The 20234-nt window shown below is 72.5% G+C and carries 12 protein-coding genes; 6 read left to right on the top strand and 6 right to left on the bottom strand.

The genetic code is table 11. From position 1 onward, the window contains the following. Nucleotides 1–511, top strand: a 511-nt coding sequence (locus KBA23_RS00380; RefSeq protein ID WP_290735213.1) for a coproporphyrinogen III oxidase, incomplete at its 5' end; no start/stop codon positions are given. 104 nt (nucleotides 512–615) lie between these two features. Continuing rightward, a complete protein-coding gene (locus KBA23_RS00375) occupies nucleotides 616–1074 on the top strand; it encodes a hypothetical protein (RefSeq protein WP_290735210.1) in 459 nt (152 codons plus the stop codon). Between the two features lie 74 nt (nucleotides 1075–1148). Here KBA23_RS00375 and KBA23_RS00370 read toward each other — a convergent pair whose 3' ends face one another. Together KBA23_RS00370 and accD are read right to left on the bottom strand one after the other, a co-directional pair. Further along, nucleotides 1149–2429, bottom strand: coding sequence for a folylpolyglutamate synthase/dihydrofolate synthase family protein (locus KBA23_RS00370; RefSeq protein ID WP_290735207.1), 1281 nt, complete (start codon nucleotides 2427–2429; stop codon nucleotides 1149–1151). After that, the gene (gene accD / locus KBA23_RS00365) at nucleotides 2426–3340 is read right to left on the bottom strand and encodes an acetyl-CoA carboxylase, carboxyltransferase subunit beta (RefSeq protein ID WP_290735204.1); all 915 of its coding nucleotides are present in this window, start codon (nucleotides 3338–3340) and stop codon (nucleotides 2426–2428) included. The genes KBA23_RS00370 and accD overlap by 4 nt, the downstream gene beginning before the upstream one ends. 136 nt (nucleotides 3341–3476) lie before the next feature. Here accD and gndA point away from each other — a divergent pair, with 136 nt between their 5' ends. Next, the gene (gene gndA, locus KBA23_RS00360; RefSeq protein ID WP_290735200.1) at nucleotides 3477–4877 is read left to right on the top strand and encodes an NADP-dependent phosphogluconate dehydrogenase; all 1401 of its coding nucleotides are present in this window, start codon (nucleotides 3477–3479) and stop codon (nucleotides 4875–4877) included. Between the two features lie 60 nt (nucleotides 4878–4937). On the opposite strand, the gene KBA23_RS00355 is transcribed toward gndA, so the two are convergent. Both KBA23_RS00355 and KBA23_RS00350 read right to left on the bottom strand, forming a co-directional pair. Beyond that, nucleotides 4938–5534 (bottom strand): VPLPA-CTERM sorting domain-containing protein, encoded by a 597-nt coding sequence (locus KBA23_RS00355; RefSeq protein ID WP_290735197.1) that lies wholly within the window; start codon nucleotides 5532–5534, stop codon nucleotides 4938–4940. A gap of 126 nt (nucleotides 5535–5660) precedes the next feature. Next, a complete protein-coding gene (locus KBA23_RS00350; protein ID WP_290735194.1) occupies nucleotides 5661–6521 on the bottom strand; it encodes a MarR family transcriptional regulator in 861 nt (286 codons plus the stop codon). On the opposite strand from KBA23_RS00350, the gene rarD reads away from it, so the two are divergent. Continuing rightward, complete coding sequence (rarD, locus tag KBA23_RS00345) at nucleotides 6475–7374, top strand: EamA family transporter RarD (protein ID WP_290735191.1); 900 nt, start codon at nucleotides 6475–6477, stop codon at nucleotides 7372–7374. The genes KBA23_RS00350 and rarD overlap by 47 nt on opposite strands. A gap of 4 nt (nucleotides 7375–7378) precedes the next feature. Here rarD and KBA23_RS00340 read toward each other — a convergent pair whose 3' ends face one another. Further along, a complete protein-coding gene (locus tag KBA23_RS00340; protein ID WP_290735188.1) occupies nucleotides 7379–7939 on the bottom strand; it encodes a TIGR00730 family Rossman fold protein in 561 nt (186 codons plus the stop codon). Nucleotides 7940–8053: 114 nt separating this feature from the next. Here KBA23_RS00340 and KBA23_RS00335 point away from each other — a divergent pair, with 114 nt between their 5' ends. Continuing rightward, nucleotides 8054–9142, top strand: a complete 1089-nt coding sequence (locus KBA23_RS00335; protein WP_290735186.1) for an Ig-like domain-containing protein — start codon at nucleotides 8054–8056, stop codon at nucleotides 9140–9142. 419 nt (nucleotides 9143–9561) lie between these two features. After that, on the top strand, nucleotides 9562–11406 hold the full coding sequence (locus tag KBA23_RS00330) for an ABC transporter ATP-binding protein/permease (RefSeq protein WP_290735184.1): 1845 nt from the start codon (nucleotides 9562–9564) through the stop codon (nucleotides 11404–11406). Nucleotides 11407–11502: 96 nt separating this feature from the next. Here KBA23_RS00330 and KBA23_RS00325 read toward each other — a convergent pair whose 3' ends face one another. Continuing rightward, the gene (locus KBA23_RS00325) at nucleotides 11503–20157 is read right to left on the bottom strand and encodes an autotransporter-associated beta strand repeat-containing protein (RefSeq protein ID WP_290735181.1); all 8655 of its coding nucleotides are present in this window, start codon (nucleotides 20155–20157) and stop codon (nucleotides 11503–11505) included. Nucleotides 20158–20234: the final 77 nt, after the last annotated feature.

Here is a 20234-nt window from a genome sequence, read left to right as displayed (position 1 = left end):
GACCCCGGCCGTCCACATGAACACCCGCATGTTCTGGACCCCCGCCGGCTGGTGGTTCGGCGGCGGCTCCGACCTCAACCCGGCGATCGAGGACGCAGCCGACACCGCCGACTTCCACGCCGCGCTCCGCGGCGCCTGCGACGCGCACGATCCCGCCTACTATCCCCGCTTCAAGGCCTGGGCGGACGAGTACTTCCTGATCCGCCACTGGAACGAGCCGCGGGGCGTCGGGGGCATCTTCTACGACGACCTCTGCACCGGCGACTGGGAGGCCGACTTCGCCTTCACGCGCGACGTGGGCGCGGCCTTCATCGCCGCCTTCCCGCCGATCGTCGCGCGCCACATGCGCCGCCCCTGGACCGAGGCGCAGCGCGAGATCCAGCTGGTGAAGCGCGGGCGCTACGCCGAGTTCAACCTCGTCTACGACCGGGGCACCAAGTTCGGGCTGGAGACCGGCCACAACCCCGAGGCGGTGCTGATGTCGCTCCCGCCCGTCGCCAAGTGGCCGTGACGCGGCTGCGTTCGGGCGGCCGATTAACTGAGCATCCGCACCTTGCTTGATCGACGCGGGCTGACGACTACCCTTCTGCGTCGTCGAAGCATTGCGAGGCCTCGGTGACGCCGTCTCCCTTTCGTGACAATGACCTCGGCGCCGGCGTCGACGACCTGCTGCGTCTCGCCGGTTCCTACCACGCCGCCGCCGAGGCCCTGCTGGCCGCCGGGGACGCCGACGACGCGTCGCGCGTCCCCGCGCGCTTCTGCGCGCTCCATGCCATCGAGCTCTACCTCGACGCCTTCCTGCGGGCGCTGGGCGAGCCTGCCGGCCGGCTCCGCGCGCAGGGCCACGACCTGCGCCCGCGCGCCGCCCTGGCCATCGAGCTCGGCCTCGAGATCCGGCGAAAGACCGCTCTCCACCTGGTGCGCCTGACGCTCGATCGCGAGAACCTCGCGCTGCGCTATGGCCCGGTGCGCCCGCTCGAGCCGTGCGAACTCAACCGGCTGCGGCGCACCCTCGACGAGATCGGGCGCAAGGTCCGCGCCGCCACGTCGCGCCCGCGCGGGGCGGTCGCCTGATCGCTCCCGCCTGCACGCGCCGGATCCGGCCCGCGACCGTCGCCGCCTCCTTCGCGACAGGCTTGCCGCCGCGCCTAGTCGTTCTCGCGCAGCGCCCTTCCGGCCAGGTAGAGCGAGCCGCAGATCAGGATGCGCGCCTCCGGCGCCTGCCGGGCGACGTGCGCCACGGCAGCGGCGAGATCGGGCGCGGCCTCGGCGGCGATGCCGAGGTCGCGGGCGGCGGCCACCGTTTCGGAAGCGGAAAGCGTGGCGGCCTCGCCGGGGATGTCGACGCCTTGCAGGCTTGCGGCGATCGCGGCGAAGGGACGCAGGAACCCGGCCACGTCCTTGGTCCGCAGCATACCCACGATCAGGTGCAGCGGCCGCGACGGCAGCCGGCCGACCGCCTCGGCGAGCGCGAGCCCCGCGGCGGCGTTGTGCCCGCCGTCGAGCCAGACCTCGGCCCCCGGCCCCGCCGCCTCGACGAGCGGCCCGCGCCGCAGCCGTTGCAGCCGCGCCGGCCATTCCGCCTTGGTCACCGCCGCCTCGCAGGCCGCCTCGTCCGCGCCGAGCGCGCGCAGGGCGGCGAGCGCCGCGCCGGCGTTGGTCACCTGATGCGCGCCGATCAGCGCCGGGCGCGGCAGGTCGAGAAGCCCGCGCATGTCCTGGTAGACGAGCCGCCCGTGCTCCTCCCAGACCTGCCAGTCCTGGCCCTCGGCCACCAGCGGCGCGCCGACGGCCTCGGCCCGCGCCACGATCGCGTCCCAGGCGGCGGCGGGTTGCGGGCCGACCACGCAGGGCGCCCCCGGCTTCAGGATGCCCGCCTTCTCGACGGCGATCTCGGCCACCGTCTCGCCGAGGTATTGCTGGTGGTCGATCGAGACCGGCGTGATCACCGTCAGCGCCGGCCGCTCCACCACGTTCGTCGCGTCGAGCCGGCCCCCCAGCCCCACCTCCAGCAGGCACCACTCCGCCGGCGTCTCGGCGAAAGCCATGAAGGCCGCCGCGGTGGTGATCTCGAAGAAGGTGATCGGCGCGCCGCGGTTCGCCTCCTCGCAACGGCCGATCAGCTCGACCAGCCGTTCCTCGGCGACCAGTTCGCCCGCCACGCGGATGCGCTCGTGGAACCGCGCCAGATGCGGCGAGGTATAGACATGGACCCGCCCGCCCGCGGCCTCGAGCCCGGCGCGGATCATCGCCACCGTCGAGCCCTTGCCGTTGGTTCCGGCGACATGGACCACCGGCGGCAGCCGCCGCTCGGGATGCCCGAGCGCGGCGAGCAGCCGCTCGATCCGGCCGAGCGACAGGTCGATCACCTTGGGGTGCAGCCCCATCACCCGCGCGAGCGCCGCATCGCTGCCGGCGTCGAGGCTCACGGCGCGGCCGCGGGCTCCGCGGCCGACAACTCGGGCGCGGCGAGTTCGCCCATCACCGGCGGCGGCTGGTTGGTAAGCTGCCGCAGGATGGTCGCCAGTTCCGCCCGCATCGCCTTGCGCGGCGTCACCCGGTCGAGCATCCCGTGGTCGAGCAGGTATTCCGCCCGCTGGAACCCCTCCGGCAGCGTCTCGCGGATCGTCTGCTCGATCACCCGCGGTCCGGCGAAGCAGATGAGCGCGCCGGGCTCGGCGATCTGCACGTCGCCGAGCATGGCGTAGGATGCGGTCACGCCGCCCGTGGTCGGATGGGTCAGCACGACGACATAAGGCAGCCGCGCCTCCTTCACCATCTGCACGGCGACGGTGGTGCGCGGCATCTGCATCAGGCTGAGGATGCCCTCCTGCATCCGTGCGCCGCCTGCGGCGGAGAACACCACCAGCGGCGCCTTCAGCTTGACGGCCCGTTCCGCGGCGGCGATCAGCGCGTTGCCGACCTGCATTCCCATCGAGCCCGCCATGAACGAGAAGTCCTGGGCGGCGGCGACGACCTTCAGCCGGGCGATCTCGCCCTCGGCCACCAGCATCGCCTCCTCCTCGCCGGTCGTCTTGCGCGCCTCGCGCAGGCGGTCGACGTATTTCTTCTGGTCACGAAAGCCGAGCGGGTCGGTCAGCGGCTTCGGCGCCCTCACCTCGACGAAGACGCCGCCGTCGAAGAGCGCCGTGAACCGCTCGCGCGGGCCGATCGGCATGTGGTGGCCGCAATTGGTGCAGACCTGCTGCGAGGCGGCGAGTTCGCGGTGGAACAGCATGGTTCCGCACTCGTCGCACTTGACCCACAGGTTCTCCGGCATCTCGCGCCGGTTGAACAGCGAGTTGATCTTCGGCCGGACGTAGTTCGAGATCCAGTTCATGCAGATCCTGCCCTCGCGGGAGCCCGCGCTGCCGGCCTAGATATGCGCCGCGCCACGCGAATGCAATCGCGAGGCCAGGGGTTGCGGCTGCCGGGAATCCCCGGAAACTGGGCGCGCGGGACAGGAGGCAGAGACGATGAGCGAGAGCCGGATCGGGTTGGTGGGCCTCGGGACGATGGGCGGGGCGCTCGCGCTCAACATCGCCGAGAAGGGTTTCGACATCGCCGTCTGGAACCGGACGGCCGAGGTCACGCGGCGCTTCCACGCCGGGGCGGGCGATCTCGCGGCGCGGATCACGCCGACCGAGACGCTGGCGGCGTTCGTCGCCGCGCTCGCCCGGCCGCGGGCGATCATCCTGATGGTCCCGGCCGGGAGGGCGGTGGACGAGCAGATCGCGGCGCTGAGGCCGCTGCTCGATCCCGAGGACCTGATCATCGACGCGGGCAACGCCAATTTCCACGACACCGACCGCCGGTCGCGCGACGGCGGCGGCGCCTTTCTCGGCATGGGCGTCTCCGGCGGCGAGGAAGGCGCGCGGCACGGGCCGTCGATCATGGGCGGCGGCCGGCGCGCGGACTGGGACCGGGTGGCGCCGGTCCTCGAGGCGATCGCGGCGCAGCACGAGGGCGAGCCCTGCGCCGCCTGGCTGGGCGAGGAGGGCGCCGGGCATTTCGTCAAGACCGTCCACAACGGCATCGAGTATGCGGACATGCAGATGATCGCCGAGATCTACGGCGTTCTGCGCGACGGGCTCGGGCGGAGCGCGGCGGAGATCGGGGCGACCTTCGAGCGCTGGAACCGCGGGCGGCTGCAATCCTACCTGGTCGAGATCACCGGCAAGGTGGCGGGAACCATCGATCCGCAGAGCGGCGGGCCGCTCCTCGACGTGATCGTCGACGCGGCGGGGCAGAAGGGCACGGGCCGCTGGACGGCGATCGAGGCGCAGCACCTCGCGGTGCCCGTGCCGGCGATCGAGGCGGCGGTGGCGGCGCGCAACCTGTCGGCGGCGCGGGCGGCGCGGCGCGAGGCCGAGGCGATCTTCGGCGCCGGGCCGCGGCGGCTGGCCGGGGGCGCGCTCGACGAGGCGACGCTGGAGCGCGCGCTCGTCTGCGGCAAGGCGCTCTGCTACGCGCAGGGCTTCGAGATGATCGCCGCCGCCTCGCGCGAGTTCGGCTGGCTGCTGCCGCTGCCGCTGATCGCGCGGATCTGGCGGGCGGGCTGCATCATCCGCTCGGCGATGCTCGACGACATGGCCTCGGCGCTGGCGGAGGCCCCGGACCGCAACCTGATCTTCGCGCCGTTCTTCGCCGGGCTGGTGAAGGAGACGCATGGCGCGCTGCGCGAGGTCGTCGCCGCCGCGGCGCTGAACGGGCTCGCCACGCCGGCGCTCGCCTCCGGCGTCGCCTATTTCGATGCGCTGCGCACGGCGCGCGGCACCGCCAACATGATCCAGGGCCAGCGCGACTTCTTCGGGCTGCACGGGTTCGCGCGGCTCGACGACGGGCGGACCGGGCAGCACGGCCCCTGGGCCGGATAGGACGCGGCCCCGGAAGGCGGGAAGCCTTGCCGGGGCCGGCCGGACGGCGCCTGACGGGGGTCAGGCCGCCTTGGCCGCCGACTTGCGGCGGGCGACGGCGCCGAGGCCGCCGAGACCGCCGAGCAGCAGCCAGGCGGCCGCGGGCAGCGGCACGGGCGCGACGTCCATGCGGACGACGAGATCGTCATAGTCGGTGTCGGAGGTCGCGCTGTCGTTGAAGAGCGCGAAGACCGTCGACGGCGACTTCTGGAACAGCGCGATGCTCTGGTAGAAGCCCCTGGACGCGCCGTTGGCCACCGTGCCGGCCGGGTTCGCGGTGCTGAACGAGAACGGCACGGCGCCGGCGTCGAGCTTCAGCGAGAAGCTGTCGTTGGCGGCCGCCTTGTTGTCGAACCCCGTCATGCCGTCGATCGAGAACTTGTTGTGGTAGTCGGCCTCGGTCCCGAAATAGGTGAACGTGACCTTGCCCGCCTTGTCGAGCGCGAGCGCCGCGTTGCGCTGGATCTGGACGCCCGGGGCGAGATCGCCCGAGGGAACGCCGGTGCCGAAGTTGGACGGCAGCCAGAACGCATCCCCGCCGGTGACGGCGAAGGTGGCGGCCTCGGCGGTCGCGGTGAAACCGAAAGCCGCGACGGCGGCGACGGCGAGGAACTTCATGATCGTTACTCCCTGGTACAGATCTCGGGAGCAATCTCGGCTTTCCTCGACTTTCGTTCAATCATGACGCGACATGGTGGTTAACTCGCGATCAACCCCAGACGGTCGCCGCGCCGAGTGCCGAGATCAGGAATCGTCGCTGGCCGGCTCGCCGGGGCCGAAGCCGTCCATGATGACGGCGAGGGCGGAGTCGAGCGCGGCGAGGCGTTCGGGCCCGAGACGGGCGACGAGCATGGCCTGTTGCTCGCGGGCGAATTCGACGAGCTCGCCGAACGCGCTCCGGCCCGCCTCGGTCAGCTCCAGGTTCTCGATGCGACGGTCGGCCTCGTCGGTCGAGCGGCGGAGCCAGACGCGACGTTCGAGCGCGGCGACGGCGCGGCTGACCTTGGTCTTGTGCATGCCCGAGCGTCGGACGATCTGCCCGGCGGTGAGCCGGCCCGAGCGCCCGAGCATCGCGATCACGCGCCATTCGGGTCGCGTCATGTGATGCCGGGCGCGAGCGAGTTCGACGAAGCCCGCGCTCGCGGCGTCGCCGGCCCGGTTCAGCCGATAGGGCAGAAACTCCTCGAGGTCGAACACGGCTTCCATGGCCCGTACTTCGGAGTCCCTTGCCGGATTGCTACGACCATATTCGACTTGCCTTTGCGCCCGCAACACGGGGGCGCCGAGGCCTGCGGCGGAGAACCGCCGCTTCGGCAGGCGACGATTCGGCGTCACGTTGGGCTTCGGGCCGATCGACACGCATTGTCCTCTCGGCCCGGCAGACCTAAACGCTTCCGGGTCAGCCTTCGGAGAGACGGGCATGGGCTTCACCGGCCGGCGGATCGCCGCAGGGCGCCTCATTGGCGGCCGGACTCCGCGCGCGCCCGCGCGGAGCGTCCGCGCGCGGCGCTGACGGAACGGGAACGCCATGTCCGGGGCCGCGCGCGGCGCATTGGCGATGGTCACGGCCTGCGTGATCTGGGGGCTGTCCGGGATCTTCTTCAAGGCGCTCGCCGCCGTGCCGCCGCTCGAGGTCCTGTCGCACCGGGTAGTCTGGACGGTCGCCTTCGTCGGGCTGGTGATCGCGGCGCAGGGCCGCTTCGGCGAGGTGGTCGCGGCGGCGCGCCAGCCGCGGACGCTCCGCGTTCTCGCCGCGACCGGCCTGCTGATCGCCGCCAACTGGTTCGGCTTCATTTCGGCGGTGCAGGCGGGCCGCGCGCTGGAGGCGAGCCTCGGCTACTACGTGTTCCCGCTGATCGCGGTCGTGCTCGGCTTCGTCGTGCTGGGCGAGCGGTTCACGCCGTTGCAGGGCGCTGCGATCGCACTCGCCGCGCTCGCGGTCGCGGTGCTGACCTGGGGTTTCGGCGCGCCGCCATGGATAGCACTTATGCTGGGTTCGACCTTCGGGCTTTACGGCCTGCTCAAGAACCGGCTCGGGATCGGTCCGCTGGCGAGCGTGCTGATCGAGACGGGCCTTCTGCTCGTCCCGGCGCTCGTCTGGCTCGCGGGGCTCCACGCGGGCGTCTTCGCCGATCCGAGCGGGCGGCCGGGCGGGTTCTTCGGCGCGGACCTGCGGCTCTCGGTCCTGCTCGCGCTCTCCGGCCCGCTGATGACGGGGGGGCCGCTCATCCTGTTTTCCTATGCAGCCAGGCGGCTTCGGCTCGCGACGCTCGGGCTGGTGCAGTATCTCAACCCCACGTTGCAGTTCCTCGTCGCCGTGCTGGCGTTCGGCGAGCCCTTCACCCGCTGGGACGCGATCGCCTTCCCGATGATCTGGGCGGCGCTGGCGCTCTATGGCTTCGAGACTTGGCGGAGGGCGCGCCTCGCGCCGCCCGGGCCTTCCGGCACGGTCGGGTGAGCCGTCACCCGAGGCGCCGGCGCAGGCGGGCGATCAGGTCGGGGACGGTGGGCGCCACCTCGAGATAGGTCAGGAACTCCGGTTCGGCGAAGCCCGCGGCGACGAGATGGCCGAGAAGGGCGCGCAGCGGCGCCCAGTAGCCGCCGACGTCGAGCAGGTAGACCGGCTTCTCGTGGAGGCCGAGCTGGCGCCAGGTGAGGACCTCGAAAAGCTCGTCGAGGGTGCCCGGGCCGCCGGGCAGGGCGACGACCGCGTCGGCGTTCATGAACATCACCTTCTTGCGCTCGTGCATCGTTTCGGTGACGACGAACACCGACAGGTCGCGCCGGGCGACCTCCCGATCGGCCAGGTGCTTGGGAATGACGCCGAAGGTCGCGCCGCCGGCCGCCTGCGCCGCACGGGCGGTCTCGCCCATCAGCCCGACGTCGCCCGCGCCGTAGACGAGCCGCAAGCCCGCCCCCGCGAGGCCGGCGCCGAGAGCGCGGGCGGCCTCGGCATAGGCCGGGTCGGCGCCGTAGCGGGAGCCGCAAAAGACGCAGACGGAGGCACGGGCGGCGACGCTCATGGACAGGCGGTCCGTTTCTCAGTAGCTTCAGGGCGTTGACGTGTTAGCAGGCGTTCGGGAGTTCGGCGAGCCCTGCCGCTCGCGGTTCTGCCTGCGCAAGGAGCAAGCCGGGTCATGGCGTTGCCGGCCCCCGCCATCGCGATCGTCGCCGTCCTCGCCGTCGCGGCGACAGGCGCAATCGTGGTCGCCGTGCGTCGGTCGGCCCCGCCCGTCGCCGATCCGCCGGCCGTCGCCGCGCCGTCGGCCGCGCCGGCCGCCACGACTTCGGCCGGGACGGCGGCGGCCGAGCCTGCCGCGCCGAGCCTCGACGTGGTGCGGGTGACGCCGGAGGGCTCCGCCCTCGTCGCCGGACGGGCCGAGCCGGGAGCGACCGTGACGCTCCGGACCGAGGACGGCGTCGTGGCCGAGACCACGGCCGACGCCTCCGGCGATTTCGTAGTGGCGTTCGAGACCACGCCCTCGGCCGAGCCGCGCACCCTGACCCTCGAGAGCAGGACCGGGACCGGCGAGCGCGTTGCCTCCGCCGACATGGTCGTGCTGTTGCCAGAGGCGCCGCCGCTGTCGTTCGAGGACCCGCCCGGCTTCGCCGCGGCGGCAGGATCCGACGAAACGCCGGTCGACGCTCCGCCCGGGCCCGCCACGGAACCGGCCGACGCGCCCGCCGAGGGCGGGCCGAAGCCACGGGTTGCGGCGACCGCGGTGGTGCGCGACGGCGGCGTCGAGGTGAGCCCGACCGACGCGGCCGGCGGACTGACCCTCGCGAGCATCTCCTATGGCGAGGACGGCGGCGAGGTCACGCTCGCGGGCATCGGCGCGGCCGGGGCCCGGATCCGCGCCTATGTCGACGATCGCTTCGCGCGGGACGGCGCCGTCGGGAGCGACGGGCGCTGGGTGCTCGCGCTCGGCGAGGTGGCGACGGGCGTGCATCGCCTGCGCATCGACGCGCTCCACGACGACGGAACCGTCGCGGCGCGGCTGGAGACGCCGTTCCAGCGCGATCTCCCCGACCTTTCGCCCGCGACGCCGCCGGGAATGGTCACGGTGCAGCCCGGCGGCAACCTCTGGACGATCGCACGGGCGCATTACGGATCGGGCGTCCTCTACACCCGCATCTATACGGCCAACCGCGATCTGATCCGCGATCCAGCCCTGATCTATCCGGGCCAGATCTTCGTGCTGCCCGAGGGCGAGACCGGCGAGTGACACCAACTCCGCTTGATCGCTGTTTCGCGCAGCCCCCGGCTGCGCCCATCCGATTTGCCAGTGGCGCCCCGCGCGATCCGATCGGCGCGCGCCGCAAGCGCGGGCCGAGGGGCCATCCGATATCTCCCGGGCTCGCATCGGCGCGCGACTGCCCTGGCTGGCGCGGAACGCGCCTGCCCTCGGAAGGGCAGTCGCGTGCCGATTTCGCCAACGGTCGAAATCGGCGGGGATATCGGCGAGATCACCGCGCCGCGTCGACCGAACCGATCAACCGGAACTCGTATGATACCGGAGAGTCTACCAAGCCACCCGGCGCAACACGGGCTAACACGCGTGATAGATAGGGTAACTATCTGAGTGCACACGATAAAAATGTCAAAGGTCAAAAGGTCCGCGAGTCGTTTCATGAGCCCGCCGGTATGACAGGCCTGCCGCCCACGGGCGCCGAGCCGCCTTCGGCCGGCTGGCGGATCATCCACAAGGTCGGTCCGCATCTCTGGCCAAAGGATGATCGTGAGGCGCGGGTCCGCGTCGTGCTCGCGATCCTGGCGCTTCTGGTCGCCAAGGGAGCGACCGTGGTCACGCCGTTCCTCTTCAAGGAGGCGGTCGACGGGCTGGCGCCGGCGCCGGGCGGGGCATCGGCCGGCGCGCTGCTGGCGCTCGGCGCGGTCGGGCTGACGCTCGCCTACGGGGTGATGCGCTTTCTCGGCGTCGCCTTCGCGCAGCTGCGCGACGCGGTCTTCGCCCGCGTCGGGCAGAACGCGCTGCGCGCCATCGCGCTCGAGACCTTCGAGCACATCCACGCGCTGTCGCTGCGCTACCACATCACCCGCAAGACCGGAGGCCTCAGCCGGGTCATCGAGCGCGGCGTCAAGGGCGTCGACTTCCTGCTGCGGTTCCTGCTGTTCTCCATCGTGCCGCTGGTCCTCGAACTGGCCCTCGTCGGCGTGATCTTCCTTTTCGCCTTCGACGTCTGGTATCTGGCGGTCGTGGCCGCGACGATCGCGGTCTATGTCTGGTTCACCTTCGTGGTCACCGAATGGCGGGTGAAGATCCGCGAGCGGATGAACGCCCGCGACACCGAGGCCAACCAGAAGGCGATCGACAGCCTGCTGAACTTCGAGACGGTGAAGTACTTCGGCGCCGAGCGACGCGAGGCGGAGCGCTACGACGCCTCGATGGAGGGCTACGCCGAGGCGGCGACCGAGACGCAGGTCTCGCTCGCCTGGCTGAACGCCGGGCAGACGCTCATCATCACGGCGGGCCTCGTCGCGGTGATGGTCATGGCCGCCCGCGGCGTCGACGCCGGGGCGCTGACCGTCGGCGACTTCGTCATGGTCAACGCCTACATGCTCCAGATCACCCTGCCGCTCGGCTTCCTCGGCACCGTCTACCGCGAGATCCGCCAGGCGCTGATCGACATGGGCGCGATGTTCGACCTGCTCGAGCAGCCGGCGGAGATCGTCGACGCGCCGGACGCGCGGCCGCTCGTCGTCAGCGCGGGCCGGATCGAGTTCCGCGACGTCAGCTTCGGCTACGAAACGGAGCGGTCGATCCTGCGCGACTTCTCGCTGGTGGTCGAGCCGGGCCAGACCGTGGCGCTGGTCGGCCCCTCCGGTTCGGGCAAGTCCACCGTCGGGCGGCTGCTCTTCCGGTTCTATGACCCGTCCTCCGGGGCGGTGCTGATCGACGGTCAGGACCTACGCTCGGTGACGCAAGCCTCGCTGCGCGCGGCGATCGGCATGGTCCCGCAGGACACCGTGCTCTTCAACGACACGATCGGCTACAACATCGGCTACGGCCGGCCGGGCGCGACCCGCGAGGAGATCGAGGCGGCGGCGCGGGCAGCCGCGATCCACGACTTCATCGCCTCGCTGCCGCAGGGCTACGACACCACCGTCGGCGAGCGCGGCCTCAAGCTCTCGGGCGGCGAGAAACAGCGGGTCGGCATCGCCCGGACGTTGCTCAAGAACCCGCCGATCCTCCTCCTCGACGAGGCGACCAGCGCGCTCGACACCGGGACCGAACGGGCGATCCAGGAGAGCCTCGCCGCCATGGGCCGCGGCCGCAGCGTGATCGTGATCGCGCACCGGCTCTCGACCGTGGTCGAGGCCGACCGCATCGTCGTGCTCGAAGGCGGCCGGGTGGTGGAGGCCGGCCGCCACGACGAGCTCCTCGCCCTCGGCGGCCGCTACGCCCGCCTGTGGCGACGCCAGCACGTCGAGGAGGCCGAATCGGCGCCCGAGCCCTCGGCCATCGGTTGACGCCGGCGCCACGAACGGAGGGGGCCGCGCCAGCCTTGCGGCGACGCGGCCCCCTCGTGGGTCGGGCGGGCCCGCGTGGCGCGGGCCCGGGGCGGATCACCAGGCGATGCGGAACCCGGCGCTGAGGCTGTTGGCGTAGGAATCCCCGAAGTTCTCCAGGCTCGTGCTCACCAGCCCCTCGCCATAGACCCCGTACTTGCCGTCGGCCCAGGTGTAGGTTCCCCCGACGCCGAGCGAGCCCCAGGCGCGGTCGGCCTCGGTGGTGAGCCCGGTCCCGGCGACGACGACCTCGGTGTCGCCGATCAGGTCGTAGTAGACGTTGGCGATCCCGTAGACATGGCTGCGCCGCGCGTCGCCCTCCTTGCCTTGCCAGGCCTTCTCCCGGTCGGCCGCAAGGCCGAGCCGCAGCGGCATGGTCGCGCCGTCGTCGTCCGCGACCCGGACGCCGAAGGGGTCGCGGAAGCTGTCGAACGACACCGACGAGTAATAGACCTGCGCCTGCGGCGTCAGCGTCCAGCCGGGCTTCGCGGCGATGCGCTTGCCCACCTCGACGCCGAGCGCGTAGCCGAACCCGTCGTTGCCGTCGGCGAGATCGCCGAGTTCGTGCGAGCGCAGATCGCTGTCGTACCACATCAGCTGCGCCTGCCCGTCGACATAGACGTCGTCGTCGCGCAGCCAGGTCAGGCTGCCGCCGATCCCGTAGCCGTCGGTTTCGATGCGGCCGTGGCCGTCGCGCGACGAGACGTCGGTGTCGACCGAGCCGGCGCTGAAGCTCAGCCCGCCGACCAGCAGGCCGTTCCCGACCTCGCGCACCTCGCGGTCGATGCCCACCTGCACCTTCCACACGTCCATGTCGAACGTCGGCCGCGTGCCGAGCGCGGCGTCGGGCTCGAGGCTCGCGCGCGTGCCCTCGATGCGCGCCCATGCCCGGCGTTCCTCGACGAGGCCGCCGCCGCCGAGCGGGCGGTCTCCCGCCATGACCTGCCCGGCGAGCGCCTCGGGATTGCCCCCGGCCTTCCAGTAGCGGTTGCCGATCCGCTCCTGCATGGTCGGGAGCTTGTTGAGCGCGAGGAGCGCGTAGGGATATGCCTCGTAGACCGGCACCGCCGGGTTGATGACGTCCGGGCCGGGGGCCGGTCCCACCGGCCGCGAGCGGAGATACCAGTCGCCGTCGGTCGGGGTGGCGACGCCGCCCTGGTAGAGCGAGTAGGCGTAGACGCCGCCGATCACCGCCGGCCGGCCGCCGACCACGAGGTCGCCGGCGAGGGTGAACTCCGCATCCGAGGCGCCCGCGACGTCGATCAGCTTGATGCCGTTGACGGTCTGCGCTCCCTGGCCGTTCCCGTTCTCTACTTCCACGACGCTGGTTCCGGACGTGTCGCCTTCCACCACCATCTGGTCGGTCGGCGAGTCGTCGTCGCCGAGTTCCGTCGTGAAGTGCAGCACGCCGCCGTCGCCGACATAGTCGCCCGCGACGACGAGCCGCGTGCCCGCCACCTGCCCGAGCGAGACCCGCCCGGAGTTGGAGAGCGCCGCCACCTCCTGGTCGAAGTCGGCGAGGTAGAGCGTGCCGCCGCCGGCCACCGCATGCGCGGAGGCGGCGCTGAACACGTTCGCCGCCCCGGCCCGGAGCGTGCCGGCCGTCACGAGCGTCGCCCCGGCGTAGGCGTTGACGCCCGAGAGCGTGGTCGTCCCCGCTCCCTGCTGGCGCACCACGCCGGAGCCGGAGATCGCGCCCTCGACCGCCAGCGCGTCGGCGCGGTCGAAGACCAGCGTCGCGTCGTTGACGACGTCGCCGGCGAGCGTACCGGTCGTCCCGCCGTCGCCGACCTGCAACACGCCGGCCGCGATCGTCGTGCCGCCGGCATGGGCGGCGTCGCCGGTCAGGGTCAGCGTGCCGGCGCCGGTCTTGGCCAGCGCGCCCGCTCCGCCGATGTCGCCCGCCTGCGCCAGCGTCACCCCGGCCCCGGTCTCGACCGTGCCGCCGTTCGCGCCCAGCGTCGTCGCCCGGTCCGTCGCGAAGCTCGCCGTCGCCCGCAGCGTGCCGCCGTCGAGGCCGAGCCCGCCCGAGGCCGCGCCGAGCGCCGCGTCGGCGGCGACGGCGAGGACGCCGCCCTCGACCGCCGTGCCGCCGGCATAGGTGTTGACGCCGTCGAGCACCAGCGTGCCGAGGTCGGTCTTGGTCAGCCGCGTCGCCCCGGCGAGGACGGAGGAGATCGTCGCGGTCACGCCGGCCCCCGCCGCCGTGCCGTCGCCGACGCGGATCACGCTCTCGGGCGCGCCGACCAGCGTGATCGCGTCGCCCGCGACGACGTAGCCGTCGGTGATGAACTGCATGCCGGAGGCCGCGACGGCGCCGAGGCCGTCGTCGACGCTCACGTCGCCGGCCGCGCCCATGAAGATGGCGAAGCCGCCGGTCTGCCACGGCGCGTTGATCGTGCCGGTCTGCTCGGTCCAGTTGTCGTTGCCGGCGCTCGACTGCCAGACGCCGTCGCCGCCGTCGATGACGCCGTCGTCCTTCGGGCCGGCGTCGCCGTCCCAGAAGGTGAGCGTCAGTCCCGATGTGTTGACGAGGTTGACCTGGTTCGCCACCGAGGTCTGCACGTAGAACTCGGGCGAGGGGATCGTGCCGATGGCGAGCCCGTTGTTCGTCAGCGCGCCGCCGTAGTCGAACACCCGGTAGATGCCGGGGTCGAACGACCCGCCGGGCGCGGTCGTCACGTTCAGCGTGCCGTCGAGGGTGAGGTCGCCCGCCACCTCGGTCAGGTCGTTGAGCGGGCCGCCGACCACATTGGCCTGGCCGAAGCTGTAGTCGAGGATCGAGCCGCCGACGAGCCCGAGGTCGCCCCCGATCGACAGCGTCCCCGGCGCCGCGCCGGCGCCGCCGGGCGCGAGCGTCGCGCCGTCGGCGATCGCCACGTCGCCGCCGATCGTGCCCGTGCCGCCGAGCCGCGTGCCCGTGGCCGCCGTGGTCGCGCCGGTCGCCGCCGACTGGTCGCCCATGACGTAGAGCGCGCCGGCGTCGAGCGCGGTCGGCCCGGCATAGGCGTTCGCGCCGGTCAGCGTCAGCGTGCCGGCGCCGGTCTTGGTCAGGCCGCCCGCGCCGCCGATCGCGCCCGAATGCGTCAGCGCCGCCGCCGTATCGAGCGTGCCGCCGCCCGCGCCGAGCGTCGTCGTCCGCGCCGTCGTCATCGCCGCGGTGTTGCGCAGCGTCGCCCCGTCGATCAGCAGCGTCCCCGCTGCCGCGCCGAGGTTGGCGTCCGCCCCGACCTGCAACGTGCCGGCGAGGATCTCGGTGCCGCCGGCGTAGCTGTTGGCCCCCGAGAGCGTGGTGGTCCCCGCTCCCTGCTGGCGCACCACGCCCGTGCCGGAGATCGCTCCGGTGACGGCGAGCGCGTTCGAGCGGTCGAAGGCGAGAGTCGCGTCGTTGACGACGTCGCCGGCCAGCGTGCCCGTCGCGCCGCCGTCGCCGACCTGCAACACGCCGGCCGCGATCGTCGTGCCGCCGGCATGGGCGGCGTCGCCGGTCAGGGTCAGCGTGCCGGCGCCGGTCTTGGCCAGCGCCCCCGCCCCGCCGATGTCGCCCGCCTGCGCCAGCGTCACCCCGGCCGCGGTCTCGACCGTGCCGCCGTTCGCGCCCAGCGTCGTCGCCCGGTCCATGCCGAAGCTCGCCGTCGCCCGCAGCGTGCCGCCGTCGAGGCCGAGCGGCCCGGCCGCGGCGCCGAGGCCGGCGTCGGCCGCCACCTCGACCACGCCTTCGTCGACCTGCACGCCGCCCGCGAAGGTGTTCGCGCCGTCGAGGACCAGCGTGCCCGCGCCGGTCTTGGTCAGCGCGCCGTCGCCGCCGATCACGCCGGTGAAGTCGATCGTCCCCGCCGTCGTCTCGATGACGCCGCCGCCCGCCTCCAGCGTCGTCGCCCGCGGCAGCGTGAAGCTCGCCGTCGTGCGCAGCGTGCCGGTATCGAAGGCGAGGCCGCCCGTCCCGAGGCTCGCGTCCGCGGCGATCTCGAGCACGCCGCCCTCGATCGTCGTCACGCCGGAATAGCTGTTCACCCCCTCGAGGACGAGCGTGCCGAGGTCGGTCTTGGTCAGGCCCGAGGCCCCGGTCAGTTCGGCCGAGATCGTCGCCGTGGTCGCGGCGCCCGCCGCCGTGCCGTCGCCGACGCGGATCACGCTGTCCGGCGCGCCGACCAGCGTGACCGAATCGCCCGCGATCACATAGCCGTCGGTGATGAACTGCATCCCCGACGCGGTCACCGCGCCGAGGCCGTCGTCGACGGTCACGTCGCCGGCCGCGCCCGTGAAGATCGCGAAGCCGCCGTCGGTCCAGGGGGCGTTGATCGCCCCGCTGTCGTTCGTCCAGTCATCGTTGCCGGCCGGGCTCTGCCACACGCCGTCGCCGCCGTTGATGACGCCGTCGTTCTTCGGGCCGGCGTCGCCGTCCCAGAAGGTGAGCGTCAGCCCGGAAGTGTTGATCAGGTTGACCTGGTTCGCGACCGAGGTCTGCACGTAGAAGTCGGGCGACGGGATCGTGCCGATGGCGAGCCCGTTGTCGGTCAGCGCGCCGGCATAGGTGAACACCCGGTAGATGCCCGGGTCGAACGCGCCGCCGGGCGAGGTGACGACGTTGAGCGTGCCGTCGAGCGTCAGGTCGCCGCCCACCTCGGTCAGGTCGTTGAGCGGGCCGCCAGGCACGTTGGCCTGGCCGAAGCTGTAGGCGAGGATCGAGCCGCCGCCGAGCGTCAGGCCGCCGGCGATGCCGAGCGTGCCCGGTGTCGCGCCGACGTCGCCCGGCGCGAGGGTCGCGCCGTCGGCGATGGTCACGCCGCCGCCGATCAGGCCCGTGCCGCCGAGCGTCGCGCCGGCCTGCGCCATCGTCGCCCCCGTCGCCGCGGACTGGTCGCCCATCACGTAGAGCCCGCCGCTCGCGACCGTCGTCGTCCCCTCGTAGGAATTGTCGCCGAGGAGCCGGGTGTCGCCGGTCCCCGCCTGGACGACCGAGCCCGCGCCGCTGATCAGGCCGGCCATGTCGAGCGCGTTCGAGCGGTCGAAGACCAGCGCGCCGTGGTTCGCGACGTTGCCGGCGAGCGTGCCGGTGGTTCCGCCCGCGCCGATCTGCAACGTCCCCTCGGAGATCGCGGTGCCGCCCGCGTGGGTCGCGTCGCCGGTCAGGACCATCGTCCCGCCCTCGGTCTTGGCGAGGCTGCCGTCGCCGGAGATCGCGCCGGCCTGGGTCAGGGTCGTGCCGTCCGCGGTCTCGAAGACGCCGTCGCCGAGCCCGAGCGTCGTCGCCCGGTTCATCGCCACGTCGGCGGTGTTGCGCAGCGTGCCGCCGTCGAGGCCGAGCGTCCCGGCCGCGGCCCCGAGATTGGCGTTCGCCCCGATCTCGACCACGCCGTCGTCGATCTGAGTGCCGCCGGCGTAGGAATTGGCGCCGGTCAGCGTCAGCGTGCCGGCGCCGGTCTTGGTCAGGCCGCCCGCGCCGCCGATCGCGCCGGTATGGGCGAGCGTTCCGGTCTCGGTCTCGATCGTGCCGCCGCCCGCGCCCAGCGTCGTCGTGCGCGCCAGCGTGAAGCTCGCGGTGGTGCGCAGCGTGCCGTCGTCGAAGGCGAGGTCGCCCGTGCCGAGGCTGGCGTCCCCGGCGATCTCGACGACGCCGCCGTTGATCGAGGTGGCGCCGACATAGCTCTTGGCGCCGTCGAGGACGAGCGTGCCGAGATCGGTCTTGGTCAGGCCCGAGGTCCCGGTCAGGTCGGCGGAGATCGTCGTGGACATCGCCGCGCCGGCGCCGGTGCCGTCGCCGACGCGGATCACCGTGTCGGGCGCGCCGACGAGGGTGATCGCGTCGCCGATGACGACATAGCCGTCCACGGCGTACTGCATCCCCGAGACGGTGACCGCGCCGAGGCTGTCGTCGACGGTGACCGTGCCGGGCGCTCCGGTGAAGACGGCGAAGGAGCCGTCGGAGAACGGCGCGTTGACGAGGCCGGTCAGCTCCGTCCAGTTATCGTTGCCGTCCGAGTTCTGCCAGGTTCCGTCGCCGCCGTTGACGACGCCGTTGTCCTTCGGCCCCGCGTCGCCGTCCCAGAAGTTGAGCGTCAGCCCGGTGGTGTTCACGAGGTTGACCTGGCTGGCCACCGAGGTCTGCACGTAGAAGTCGGGCGAGGGGATCGTGCCGATCTGCATCCCGTTGTCGGTCAGCGCGCCGGCATAGTTGAACACCCGGTAGACGCCGGGGTCGAACGAGCCGCCGGGCGTGGTGACGACATTGAGCGTGCCGTCGAGGGCGAGCGCGCCGCCGACATTGGTCAGGTCGTTGAGCGCGCCCCCGGCGATATTGGCCTGGCCGAAGCTGTAGCTGAGGATCGCGCCGGGCTGGAGCGCGAGGTCGCCCGTCACGGTCAGCGTGCCCGGGGTGGCGCCGAGATCGCCCGGCGACAGCGTTGCGCCGTTCTCGATCGTCACCGCCCCGCCGATCGTGCCCGACCCGCCGAGGGTCGCGCCGGCGCGCGCCACCGTGTCGCCCTGCCCGGTCTGCACGCCGTTGACGTAGAGGCCGCCCCTTTGGACCGTGGTCGTCCCGGCATAGCTGTTGTTTCCGAGGAGGCGGGTGGAGCCCGTTCCGGCCTGGACGACCGCGCCGGAGCCGCTGACGACGCCGGGGACATCGAGGGTGTTGGCGCGGTTGAAGACCAGCGTGCCGTTGTCGACGATGTCGCCGGACAGCGAGCCGCCGGCGCCGCCGTTGCCGAGCTGGAGCGTGCCGGCGGCGATGGTCGTGCCGCCCGTGTGGGTGGCGGCGCCGGTCAGCACCATGGTTCCGTCGGCGGTCTTCGTCAGGCTGCCGGCGCCGGTGATGGCGCCGGACTGCCTCAGCGTCGTGCCGGCGTCGGTCTCGAACGTGCCGCCGCCGGCGTCGAGCGTGGTGGCGCGGGCCATCGTCACGTTCGCGACGTTGTGCAGCGTGCCGCCGTCGAAGCCGAGCGGCGTCCCCGCCGCGCCGAGATTGGCGCTGGTGGTGATCTCCACGACGCCGCCGTCGATGTTCGTGCCGCCGCCGTAGCTGTTGAACTGGGTCAGCCTGAGCGTGCCCGGCCCGGTCTTGGTGAGCGCGCCCGTCCCGGAGATGTCGCCGTTGTGGGTCAGCGTCCCCGCCTGCGTCTCGAACGTGCCGCCGTTCGCGCCGAGCGTGGTCGCGCGCGCCGTGGCGAAGGTGGCGGTGCTTTGCAGCGTGCCGCCGTTCATCCCGAGCGTGCCCGTCACTGCGCCGAGATTGGCGTCCGACGAGACCCGCACCGCGCCGGTGTCGATCTGCGTGCCGCCGGTCCAGGTGTTGTTCCCGGTGAGCGCGAGCGTGCCCGTGCCGATCTTGGTCAGGCGGCCGATGCCGGAAACGAGGCCCGTCTCGGTCAGCGTCGTCGCGCCCGTCGTCTCGAACGCGCCGCCGTCGTCCTCGAGCTCGGTCGGCCGCGCCATGGTGAAGGTGGCGGTGGTGCGCAGCGTGCCGCCGTCGAACTCGAGCTCGCCCGCCGCCGCGCCGAGCGCGTTGTTGGCCGAGACCGCGATCGTGCCCTGGTTGAGCTGCGTCCCGCCCGTGTAGGTGTTGCCGGCCGGGGTCGAGGGGGCGAGCGTGGTGACGCCCGCGCCGGTCTTCTCGACGACGCCCGTGCCGACGATCTGGCCGAGATACGTGCCGTTGTCGTCCTGGGCGAAGCGCAGCCGGCCGTTGTTGCGGATGTTGTTGACGTTGTTCACCGGGTTCGACTGCTCGGGCAGGCTCTGCGCCCGCGCCTCCAGCGTGCCGAGCGGGTTGATGAGCACGCCGGCGGCGTAGTTGACGTTGTTGCCGGTCAGCGCCAGCGTGCCCTGGTTCACCGTCGTCGACTGGAAGCCCGTCAGGGGCCCTGTGATCGTCCAGCGCCCAAGGCCGTCCTTGGTGAGCGTCTGGAAGTTCGTGAGCGCGCCCGCGAGCGTGTCGCTCGTCCCTGCCGCGCCTTCGAGCGTCAGCGCGTTGGTCCCGCCGCCGCCGTTGATGTTGCCGGTCACGGTCGATCCGGCGAAGAAGAACAGGCTGTCATTGCCGTCGGAGAAGGCGAGGCTGCCCTGCACCCGTGCGCCGGTGCGGTTGTAGAAGTCGATGCCCGCGCCGCCGCTCGACCCGATCACCGTGCCGCCGTCGAGCCGCTCGATGGCGCCGTAGTTGTCGACGACGTTCTTGGGACCGGACGTGACCAGATCCTCGAACCACAGCGCCGCGCTCGGCTGGCCGGAGATCAGGCCGTGGTTCTCGATCCGGTTGCCCACCCCGTGGACGTTGACCGCCTCGGCCTGGCCGCTCGTCCCGCGCATGATGACCTGCGCGCCCTGCTCGACCAGCAGCGTGCCGTTGCTGTTGAACTCGATCGCCTGCGGACCGGTGCCGTAGTTGCCCGAGCCGGAGTTCGAGTCCGAGCGCACGAGCGAGCCGGTGCGAAGGTTGATGTTCGCCCCGTCGCCGAGGCTGATCGCATTGCGGTTGGTGACGCGGATCTGCGCGCCGTTCAGGACCTCCACCGTCCGGTTGTTCGTGGGACGACCGGCGCCCACCGTGCTGGTGTAGGGGTTCGGGTTCGCCGTGGTGCAGGTCGTCGTCGATCCGGAGGTGGTGCAGTTCGCAAGCGCGGGCGCCGGCCCCATCGCCGTGGCCGCGAACGCCAGGACGAGGGGGAGCGCACTGGTGGTGGTCAGGCTCCGGACGCGCGAAGTCTTCATCGTCGTTCTCCCCTCCGGACGGCGGCCGGACGTCGTGGTGAATTTCGGGGGCCCAGATCGGGCCGCGAGCACACCGT

The sequence above is a fragment of the Amaricoccus sp. genome, from assembly GCF_017995835.1.
Lineage (GTDB): Bacteria > Pseudomonadota > Alphaproteobacteria > Rhodobacterales > Rhodobacteraceae > Amaricoccus.
This window is presented reverse-complemented; position numbering and strand designations above follow the sequence as displayed.

What these genes read in the sequence shown, in the direction of transcription:
- KBA23_RS00340 (WP_290735188.1), bottom strand. Translation starts at nt 7,939, where the DNA reads ATGAGCGTCGCCGCCCGTGCCTCCGTCTGCGTCTTTTGCGGCTCCCGC.
- gndA (WP_290735200.1), top strand. Translation starts at nt 3,477, where the DNA reads ATGAGCGAGAGCCGGATCGGGTTGGTGGGCCTCGGGACGATGGGCGGG.
- KBA23_RS00355 (WP_290735197.1), bottom strand. Translation starts at nt 5,534, where the DNA reads ATGAAGTTCCTCGCCGTCGCCGCCGTCGCGGCTTTCGGTTTCACCGCG.
- accD (WP_290735204.1), bottom strand. Translation starts at nt 3,340, where the DNA reads ATGAACTGGATCTCGAACTACGTCCGGCCGAAGATCAACTCGCTGTTC.
- KBA23_RS00330 (WP_290735184.1), top strand. Translation starts at nt 9,562, where the DNA reads ATGACAGGCCTGCCGCCCACGGGCGCCGAGCCGCCTTCGGCCGGCTGG.
- rarD (WP_290735191.1), top strand. Translation starts at nt 6,475, where the DNA reads ATGGTCACGGCCTGCGTGATCTGGGGGCTGTCCGGGATCTTCTTCAAG.
- KBA23_RS00325 (WP_290735181.1), bottom strand. Translation starts at nt 20,157, where the DNA reads ATGAAGACTTCGCGCGTCCGGAGCCTGACCACCACCAGTGCGCTCCCC.
- KBA23_RS00335 (WP_290735186.1), top strand. Translation starts at nt 8,054, where the DNA reads ATGGCGTTGCCGGCCCCCGCCATCGCGATCGTCGCCGTCCTCGCCGTC.